Here is a 9,462-nt window from a genome sequence, read left to right on the forward strand (position 1 = left end):
ATCGGGCCACAATTGCCAGATTGACATGACAACAAACTCGGTTTTTCAGAAATCATGGTGGCTGAAAGCGCTGGCCCCCAATCAATGGGAAGCGATAGAGCTATTCAACCAAAATGGGGATGTCATTGCTCGTTTGCCCTTTGTTAGAAAGAGCCACAAAGGTCTCATGTGGGTGACGATGCCACCACTGACTCAAACGCTGGGACCCTGGTTAGCCATCAGCTCCACGAAATATTCAGGGCAACTGACTCAGCAGAAAGAGTTGATGATCGCCCTCATTGAGCAACTGCCCCCCTGTGACTGCTTTTCGCAAAATTTTCATTACTCAATTACCAACTGGCTCCCGTTTTACTGGCAGGGGTTTACGCAGACCACACGCTATACCTATGTTCTGGAGGATCTCACTGATTTAGAGAAGATCAGGTCGGGATTCCAGAGCAACTTGCGTGGAAAAATCCGCAAGGCAAAGGAGCAGGTGGCCGTTCGAACCGATTTAGGGGTTGAAAAATTTTTAGACATCCAAACGCTAACCTATGAACGTCAGGGACTCAAGCTTCCCCATAGTCGCGATCTTGTTCGTCGACTAGACCAAGCCTGTGTCGCGCAGAATGCCCGTCGGATCTTTTTTGCTGAGGATAGTCAGGGGCGTATTCATGCAGCCGTCTATATTGTTTGGGATCAAAATGCCGCCTATTACCTGATGGGGGGAGGCGATCCAGAGTTGCGGAGTAGCGGAGCCCACAGCTTGGCCCTCTGGGAAGCGATTCAATTTGCAGCTACCGTCACCCAACGGTTCGACTTTGAAGGATCGATGCAGGAACCCATCGAGCGTTTTTTTCGTGGCTTTGGGGCCAAGCAAATGCCCTATTTTGCTATTCGCCGTGAGAGTCGGCGTCGCCAGGTGGTCTCTGCGGTGCGAGACTTCTACCAAGCCTTGACCTAAACATGCCTGAGTCTGGATAACGCTCAACAGGAATTTGAATCTAACGGTTTCGGTCTAGTTTTAATCGCAGGTAGCCTCTAAGGCCATGCTCTAAGACTGCTCGTCCCTGAGCAGGGAAGGCACAGCTCAGCCTCGTCATCAGTCTGATGATGAAATCTCGACGGCTTCGTCGGATCGCAATGCTTTCTCTGATCGATAGCCAGAGCATTCGAGCGGCGCATGCCAGGGACGCCGTGTCGCGCTCAATGTTTTTGTAGGCTTGGTAGTCGGCATCATTCCCCAAGTCAAATCGTTCCCGGAGTCCTTGGCATTCTGCGGCTTGGTTGATAAAGCTTGCGATCGCTTCCCGCTGCCCAATCAGGCGTGACAGGTCTGTACTTCGCGCCCGCGCATTGTTGCCATGGATCCGATAAAACATCAATGGCTCATTGATGCCGCCAATCTCCCCGTAGAAGGGCAAAGTGGCATTCACATAGGAGTCGATGCCCATATTTCCAGACACAGGCATCACCTTTTCTAGAGCAGAGCGCCGAAAGGCTAGAGATGAGGTAATTCCTGAAGCATACTTGCCCCACTTGAGCAGGAGCGGACGCACATCTCCCGTGCTCAAGATATTGCTAGTGCTTTGTCCTACGATTTGCCCATTCCGGTCGACCGTCAGCCACAGATGGCTCAGCATCGTCCATTCAGGGTGGGTCTCAAACGCCTGCACAATGGTCGCCAGTCGCTCTGGATGATAGAAGTCATCAGCATCCAAAAACGAAACAAGCTGCCCACTGGATCGATCAAATCCAGCGTTGCGAGCCGCGCTCATACCGCTATTTTTCTGAGCAACTTTGGCTACAACATCACCATATGAATCGATGATCGCAAGAGAATCGTCGCTGGAGCCGTCATCCACCACAATTAGCTCGAAGTTCCGATAGGTTTGCTGCAGAACACTATCCATCGCTTGCCTCAAGAAGCTGCCGTAGTTGAAGTTAGTGATAATGACGCTAAATAGAGGGTCTTGAAGGTCATTTTTTTGTGAAGACTTAAGATCGATATCAGCTGCCATCATGTCTAAAATCTATCTTGTAAATAGTTAGAAATGTTTTGAATAAACGAATGTTCTCTGGAGCATGGCTCTTTACACTACTTTCTTCCCGATACCAGTTATTTCTGCAATCCGTCGGGCATGGTGCTCAAGACTACACTCAGTTTGAACCCACAGTTGCCCTCGAGCGATCGCATCTTCCGTCTCGCCACTCTTTTCAACTTGAAGAATCACTTCTGCAGCAGCAACAGGATCGGCTGGATCAACGCTCCATTCAGGGGCAAAGGCACCTAAAATCTCGCCGATGCCGCCGGTCTGACTACCAACCACCGGAACACTGGCTGCGATCGCTTCAGCCACAATCATGCCAAAGGGTTCACGAGGGGCCAGGGTGACGAGCACATCCACATGTCGGTAGTAGTTCTCAATGTCGAAACAGGGGGGCAAAATGGTTACCCAGTCTTGTAAATCAGCCTGTTGAATTTTGTCCTTTAGCTGTTGAACATAATCTCCCTGATTATCTTTGCCCATGAGAACGAGATGATAGGGATAGTTATGGGTCTTGAGATACGCCATCATCGGAATCAGCACAGAATGATTTTTATCATTCATAATTCCAGGTTGGGTGATTCGAGACGGGTTAAACAGAATACGTTTCCCCGCCTCACGAATGGCCTGTAATTCAGGGGGAGGTGTCTGCTTATAGGGAGGATTACTGAAGCGCTGATAATCGATGGGAGGGTACAAGACCGTCTGCAAATTGGGGGCTAGGCGAGTGAGTTGTTGAGCGGTATAGCGAGAGTTGCAAATTCCGACTGGTGCAAGCCCTGTAAAGACGGCTTTACGGCTCCATACTCCCAGCAGGTTGAAGGACTGGGCAGAGTCATGGAAGTAGTGATAGACTGGGCGGCCACTCCAGCGCAAACTCGGAATGGCTCTCGCTAGAGGTAACAGTAGACTCTTTTTGGCGGTCCCTTCTAGCCATAGAGGCCACGTAATGGGCTGCTGCTTGACCCACTGCAGCGCTTGGGTGAGAAAGTCGCTACTATCTTGAGCAGCAATAGAATGGAGGCAAAAGCTTTGATGCTGGTGCAGTAGGTATCTTTCCAGCAGAGACTCTGCGGGAACCAACACGCAAAACTCTTGTTCCAAGCCGCACTGAAAGAGACCTTTAATGAAGTTGGATAGCGCAGTGACAGTTCCCCCCAAAGAGGAAAATGTTCCGGGCACGATGATCAGTTTTGGGTGGGTTGCGATCGCTCCCATAGTTATGGACAGCACAAAGAGAATAAGAGGAAGGGAAGAAGTCGCTGCAGCATGGCGAGACTTAAAGGACTGGAGAACGAATTGTCGCAATTTTCTGCAGGGCGGACTGTCGCAAGGTTGCCGAGATGAGCAAAATGGGCATCACTGTAGATTCAAAGGCCATCACACAAAAGGTCAAATTGAAGGTCAGCATGATCCAAAAGACAACCGTTGGCCGCTCCTCGCGGGTAGCATACAGCCACTGTAGCCAAGCGCCCCAGACAACTGCAAATAGGCCCGTTCCAATCACGCCTTGTCGATAGAGTAGTGAGCCGAGGTAAAAGCTGTGGGTGCCCACTTGGGCAGGCGCATATCCAGGCAGCACCGTCTCCCCCGAGACTACGTGCCCAAACAGGAACTCTCCGTGGGAGCTAGTTTGAATATCCTCTATGGTTCTGCGATAGATTTCTCCCCTGGTATCCGTTGAGTCTGCCCGTAGCTCAGCCGTAGTATTGGCGGTGGTCGAAACCGAATCGAAGACCATATCAGTTACGGGTGGGATGCAAAAGATCGCAAAGCAACCTACTGCCAGAACCGTGCAGACCCCAGCCAGTTGACCTGATTTGCCAATCTGAACCAAATACCGAAGACAGAAGATAGCAGCGAATGCCAGCCAAGCGGATCGCGTTCCGCTGAGGACAAGAAGTGCGATCGCGCTTCCCAGTAAGCTCAAGGACCACAGTTTATGTTTGAGGTCGAGCGCCAATAAGCTAATGAACACGGTCACCAGGGCAAAGGATTCAGGACCATGGAAGAACGACGAGTAGCGGGCGAAACCAAAAATGGAGGAATCATCGGGTCGGTAGGGCATTAGATAGTTAGAGTTTCCGGCACCCTCTACAAACGTGGCACTTTTACCCGTCAAAAAACCGAACAGACTCCGAGGCGGGCTGTAATTTCCCTGCTGTCCAACCACGTGAATTCCCAGCCATAGGAGAAACATAAAGGCCACCAGAATAGAAAAGGCCCAGGCTACCACTTTGAGTCGAACTCGGATCTCCTTGCTCTGAATAAACCAGACCATGCTGGCGGGTGCCCACCAAGCATCAATTTCTCCTAGGAGTTCTCGTGGACCGAGGGGCAAACCATTCCATTGATGGTAAAAGTAGCTGGTACACATGCCATAGAAACTAAAAGCAGTCATCGTGATCACTAGGGGACTGGGACGCGACAGACGCAGTTGCCCAGTGCGATAAAACTCGTATCCAAAAATACCCACCACCAGCGCAAGCTGGAGATAACTCCACCCCCATAGCCACCAAAGCGGCGTCAGGACAATACAGGCGCTCACCAGATGTTCTGCTGGCGTCAGCGCACTCCACTGCAACCGCAGACCAGAGAACCAAGATTGCTGCCTCCTCGGTGAATTCAGCATAGAAAGGACCTCACCGCTGCTCTGAGTCTGTTGTATCGTAGCGAGCATCATCACTCACCGTCGTCGCCTCAACATGGAGGAGCATTTTCGCCAATCCAGACATAATCCGATCTTGGTAGCGGCCCTGTGGTGCCGATTCACCATTCACCACTAAACCGATAATCTGGGCTCGGTGTCGCTTGAGTTGCTCAATCCCATCGACAAAAATTTGACGTTTGCTTTGTTCTGGCCAGACCACGAACATGACTTGGGGGATCGCTCGTGCCATTAGCAGTGTTTCATTCGTAAGGCTGACGGGGGGGCTATCCACCAGCACATAGTCATAATCACCGCCTGTCTGGACTTCACTCAAGTGATGGGCAAAGGTGCCGCTGGCAATATATTCTGACATCCCCTCTGGACGAGGCGAAATGGGCAGCAGGTCCAAATTTGATCGGATTTGCACTGGCAAACCTTGATAATCAGACAGGCCATAGTTCCCGTAGCCGAGGCGTCGGCTTAGATCCGCTTGATACCAGTCCCCATCCACGATCAGAACGCGAAAGCCTAAGATGGTTAGGGCGATGGCTAAGCCCAGAGTGATGGTGGTTTTTCCTTCACCTGCCCCACTACTGCTGATCAACAACCGTCCCTTGGACAAGTGGGTCATGCTGATCGTCGAAGCCAGACACTGCAGCTCAACAGCTGTCTCGAAGCGAATATCAGTGCTGGAGTCTAACGATTGGAGCTTTCGAATTCGTCTGAGTACGGGAAGGGCTGTTGCTTCTAAATCGGAAGGTCTTAAGAACGGATTCCAGTTTTCGCGCCAGAGAATTACAGCAGCGCTACCAAGCAACGAGCTAAGCAGTCCCCCTAGAATCATCAGACGACGTTTTGGACTCGTCGGCAGCGGATCAACATCAGGCCGATCCAATACCTGCACGCTGGGATAGGTACTGAAAGCGTTGAGATTGGTCTGCTGAATCTGGGCCTCAATCCCTTTGTAGACGCCTTCAGCAATGCCATACTGTCGCCTCAGCTCTAATAGGCGACTCTGTTGAGCTGGTAGTGATTGAATCGCGACCTGCTTCCGGTCGATTTGCTGCTGTAATGCGTTGGCCTGTCGACGGAGGGCCTGAGATTCGCTCTCTGCCAAAACCAACTGCTGAATTAACGAGGCAGAGTTCTCGCCTGAGGGACGGTTTTGACTTACCGCATTACTGATCTGGATTGCTAGCTGACGCTGTAGCGATCGCCGCTCTTCGAGCAACTGCAGCACTTCTGGATTGCGATCAGTCAATTCAGTCCGCTTTGCTGCTAGTTGGGCCTCTATCTCTGATAGGCGCTTGCGGCTGAAGTCGTAGGTTTTGTTTTCCCCCAGCTTCAGGGAGCGGACAGCCTCGGCAGGGCTCAGGTTCAAGCGAACCGATAGCATTCTCACCTGTACCTCGCGAGCCTCAGCCTCAGCCAAGAGCTGGGCCTGCTGATTCGAGAGCGTCTCTACTGTAGTCACCAACTGTCCCGTCTGGGCTTGGCTATCAACAAGCTTCGAAGTCTGTTGAAACTGCGTGAGGGCAGAACGAGCAGCCTCTAGTTTGCTACGAGCCTTTTCTTGCTCAATCTTCAAGAACTTCGACCGCTCATTAGCGTCTCCTGACCGCAGCTCACTCAGGCGCATCTGTAGCCTGTTAATCAGAGCGGTAGATCGTTGTTGTGCCAACGCTGGACTTGACCCTTCGACTCTAAGGGTCAAAATCGTAGACTCACTTTGTGGTGATAGAGAAAATAGCGATCGATAGGCACCCAGTCGAGGAAAGTCGCCCTGTTCAGGATCAGCCTGCCAGACAGGGCGCAGGGTGTCGCCACTCAGCAGCACCGACATTAGACTCTTAAGCGGATTAAGCTGCTGCGTATAACTTACGCCATCTCCACTATTGAGGTTGCCTAGCGTTCCTAAATCCGCCTCCAATTCGCTGGTGGTATCTGGCACAATCAGTTCTGCCTGAGCGGTCCAGGTACGGGGTGTTGCGACTAAGAAATAGATTACCAGCGACCAAAGCCCCGTATTGATGACGAGCAGAGGAAGCCAATGCTCACGAAGTAGTGAAGTAAATCTACTCATGTTGTCAATCCCTCTACTGGCCCAGGAAGGGGACTTTACGAGAGGTTGTAGGATAGGTTTTCAAGAGATGGTCCACCAGTTTTGGTCCCTCAAATAGGGGAGACTGGAGAATGTCCGGCGGTTGACGAACAGCCTGTTCCAGTTCCTCAAGAGACATGCAGTAATGGATACCTTGCTGAGCCACTGCTTCGGCAAACCAAAGCTGATGGTCATCAATGTGCTCGCCAAAGCGGGCCAACCGGGGCAGGAGCACGAATGGCACTTTTGAGTCAGCAAGAAAACGAGTGAGCCCTTGCCCAGCATGGGAGATCACCAGTTGTGACTGCTCAATATTCGCTTTCATATCGCTCGCCGCAATGAATGCCGCTGTTGAAAGTTGGGAGCACTTCGCAAGCTGAGAGATATCGCTAGCACCATACTGGATGAATATATCCTTCTTAAGGATGCCTTGCTCTAGCAGAGTCCCAACCCAGGAGATTGCCCGATTAAAAGGGAATGGACTTGTACCGAGCACAACAGTAATCATTGAACATGTCCTGCAAAAGTCACACGGTTATATCGGCGGCACAGCTCTGGCCACTGGACATAAAACTCATCTACCAAGGGATAGACTAATCGACCCGAGAGACTGAGATTCCGTTGTCGTGAAACACTTTCAATATAAATAAATCGAATTCCAAGCAATTTCGCTACAATAGCGAAGTTGATGGCAATGCTGGGACCTGTCGAAATAACCAGATCAGGTCGCTCTGCCCCTAAGATCTGAACAGTGGGGGGGATGTTGCGAACAAGTGCCCAGACATCGCGAGGCCCCTGGTAGGGAAGCCAGATTACCCGTTCATTGCTGTCTCTGAGCTTTAAAGTATCTGTTTTTAGATCTGTAACCCAAACCCTATCATGAGCCTGCCAAAAGGCTTCTAGGCCGCTCATTGTGGAAAAATGACCGCCAGAAGAGGTGACTAAAAGTAGTTTCATAAGTTTTTATTAGGATCACGAAATACAGTTTTCGCCCCACTATTACCCTCACTGAGTGTGAAGCATAAGGAGCAAAAAAAAACACACTTCATTACACTTCACTTGCCCTAAAAAAGAGCCACTGAAGTGCAGATTCATAATAATTTTTTTAAGCCAAGGTGTATCGTTGATCCCCCCGGCGCTGAACCCGAAAGTTTTCTGCGCCGAACCAAAAGTCAAGAGGTTAAAACGACAGGATGCGGTAATCTGCAATACAGAAATCGCAATAATATCTCTGACAGTAACCTAATGAAGACTTGTTGTAAGGGACATTCTACCAAGGTTTAGCAGGTGGGTGCCACCCTTTTGGGGGCGCGAAACAACCTGTGGCCTATGAGATTAAGTGGAAATAAGTAGAAATATATGGAAATAAGTGGAAATATATGGACCGGAATGGCTCCAAGATAAATTTGTCTTGTTTTATAATTTGGGCGAGTGGATTTTTTTATATAAAACAGCGTATTAAAGTAAATTCAGTTATTTAGACGATTTATTTGTGTTTTATCTTGCCCCATCTCTTTATTCCAGTATTGAAACTGAATTGAAACAGACATGAAACGCTGGCTCCAAGTTCTGTTTGCGATCGCAACGCATCCACGATACTTACTCGTCTTCAGTCTAGGCCGCTTAACAATCATCCGAACCCTGCATCACGTTATATTTCGGAAGGAAAATGCTGTTAAGCACAATACTGAAGACTCTCTTTTTGTGGTGGACACATCTTTGAATATCACTAAGAGTCTGCAAGAACACGGTATCTTCAAGGGTATTTATCTACCTGAAACAATTAAGAATGAAATACTGGGGTTTGCAGATCGTCCCTGTTTGAGTTCAAGCCAGAATGAAAGTCGCTGCTCTGTTCCCAAGCATTCTTTAATCGGTGAAGAGTTGAGCTCATGTGACGCCATACGAAGAGTAGAGGCAGACCCCCTACTGTGGGATATCGCGACTCAATATTTTCAGCGAGAGCCAATTCGCTTAGATACGTTACTGCGTTGGACATCAGTTAAAAATCCCACTCCTGATTGGCGAAAAAAATACACCTTCCATTACCACTTTGACTTAGAGGATTACCATTCCATCAAGTTCATGTTTTACTTGACAGATGTGGATATGGGAGGGGGACCTCATGTTTGTGTCCGGGGCACCCATCACTATAAAAAGCTTCGACATCAGCTGGCCGCCAGTCGCGTAAAATCAGAAAAAGACATCATTGGCAGCTACGGCCCAGATCGAATCGACGTCATTACAGGACCATCTGGGTTCGGATTCGTAGAAGATTTTCATTGCTTTCATAAAGCAACTTTTCCAACGCGAACGGATCGTTTGGTTCTTGAAATCCGATTCGTGACTAGAGATTATGGTGTCGTTCTTTAGGAATAAGCAGAGAATAAAACCAGGGAGAGTAGAGGATAGACTCAACACAAATATTTCACCTCGTGCGCAATAGTCCAATGCAACCGTATCCCCATGAAGTTGAATAGCGCATGTAGCACTATTACCAATCTCTATCGGAAAAAGACCGTCGCCGCTACGCTGCTATCGAAGTCCTCAAACTCGGCTGAGGTGTTATGTAGGATATGAGATTCAGCTTTGGGGATGACAAGGGTTTCACAATGTGGTCTGAATCAGTGATAGCGCCCTCATGCCTCTCTGGTAATTGAGTCGTTTATGGGGTTTCAGTTGCA

The 9,462-nt window shown here is 49.5% G+C and carries 8 protein-coding genes; 2 read left to right on the forward strand and 6 right to left on the reverse strand.

Going from position 1 to position 9,462, the window contains the following annotated elements:
* Window positions 1-25 precede the first annotated feature (25 nt).
* A complete protein-coding gene (locus Q0991_RS23365; protein WP_299493160.1) occupies window positions 26-943 on the forward strand; it encodes a GNAT family N-acetyltransferase in 918 nt (305 codons plus the stop codon).
* A 40-nt stretch (window positions 944-983) separates the two neighbouring features.
* On the opposite strand, the gene Q0991_RS23370 is transcribed toward Q0991_RS23365, so the two are convergent.
* The 6 genes from Q0991_RS23370 to pssD form a co-directional block, all read right to left on the reverse strand.
* Window positions 984-2,000 (reverse strand): glycosyltransferase, encoded by a 1,017-nt coding sequence (locus tag Q0991_RS23370; RefSeq protein WP_299493162.1) that lies wholly within the window; start codon window positions 1,998-2,000, stop codon window positions 984-986.
* Window positions 2,001-2,072: 72 nt separating this feature from the next.
* Window positions 2,073-3,335, reverse strand: coding sequence for a glycosyltransferase family 4 protein (locus Q0991_RS23375; protein WP_299493164.1), 1,263 nt, complete (start codon window positions 3,333-3,335; stop codon window positions 2,073-2,075).
* The gene (locus tag Q0991_RS23380) at window positions 3,307-4,659 is read right to left on the reverse strand and encodes an O-antigen ligase family protein (protein WP_299493165.1); all 1,353 of its coding nucleotides are present in this window, start codon (window positions 4,657-4,659) and stop codon (window positions 3,307-3,309) included. Before Q0991_RS23380 ends, Q0991_RS23375 begins: the two co-directional genes overlap by 29 nt.
* Before the next feature lie 10 nt (window positions 4,660-4,669).
* Window positions 4,670-6,760: a P-loop NTPase gene (locus tag Q0991_RS23385; protein ID WP_299493166.1), complete on the reverse strand. Its 2,091-nt coding sequence runs from the start codon at window positions 6,758-6,760 to the stop codon at window positions 4,670-4,672.
* A 13-nt stretch (window positions 6,761-6,773) separates the two neighbouring features.
* Complete coding sequence (locus Q0991_RS23390) at window positions 6,774-7,286, reverse strand: glycosyltransferase (protein WP_299493167.1); 513 nt, start codon at window positions 7,284-7,286, stop codon at window positions 6,774-6,776.
* Window positions 7,283-7,735, reverse strand: a complete 453-nt coding sequence (pssD, locus tag Q0991_RS23395; protein WP_299493169.1) for a PssD/Cps14F family polysaccharide biosynthesis glycosyltransferase — start codon at window positions 7,733-7,735, stop codon at window positions 7,283-7,285. Before pssD ends, Q0991_RS23390 begins: the two co-directional genes overlap by 4 nt.
* 591 nt (window positions 7,736-8,326) lie before the next feature.
* Between pssD and Q0991_RS23400 the strand changes: the two genes are divergently transcribed.
* A complete protein-coding gene (locus Q0991_RS23400) occupies window positions 8,327-9,151 on the forward strand; it encodes a hypothetical protein (protein WP_299493171.1) in 825 nt (274 codons plus the stop codon).
* The last annotated feature ends 311 nt before the right edge of the window (window positions 9,152-9,462 follow it).

Origin of the sequence: Acaryochloris sp. IP29b_bin.137, from assembly GCF_028285745.1 — a bacterium.
Classification (GTDB): domain Bacteria; phylum Cyanobacteriota; class Cyanobacteriia; order Thermosynechococcales; family Thermosynechococcaceae; genus Acaryochloris.

Bases quoted from the DNA above. Each gene is read 5' to 3' on its own strand.
- Q0991_RS23365 (WP_299493160.1), top strand. From the start codon at position 26: ATGACAACAAACTCGGTTTTTCAGAAATCATGGTGGCTGAAAGCGCTG.
- Q0991_RS23370 (WP_299493162.1), bottom strand. From the start codon at position 2,000: ATGGCAGCTGATATCGATCTTAAGTCTTCACAAAAAAATGACCTTCAA.
- Q0991_RS23380 (WP_299493165.1), bottom strand. From the start codon at position 4,659: ATGCTGAATTCACCGAGGAGGCAGCAATCTTGGTTCTCTGGTCTGCGG.
- Q0991_RS23385 (WP_299493166.1), bottom strand. From the start codon at position 6,760: ATGAGTAGATTTACTTCACTACTTCGTGAGCATTGGCTTCCTCTGCTC.
- Q0991_RS23390 (WP_299493167.1), bottom strand. From the start codon at position 7,286: ATGATTACTGTTGTGCTCGGTACAAGTCCATTCCCTTTTAATCGGGCA.
- pssD (WP_299493169.1), bottom strand. From the start codon at position 7,735: ATGAAACTACTTTTAGTCACCTCTTCTGGCGGTCATTTTTCCACAATG.
- Q0991_RS23400 (WP_299493171.1), top strand. From the start codon at position 8,327: ATGAAACGCTGGCTCCAAGTTCTGTTTGCGATCGCAACGCATCCACGA.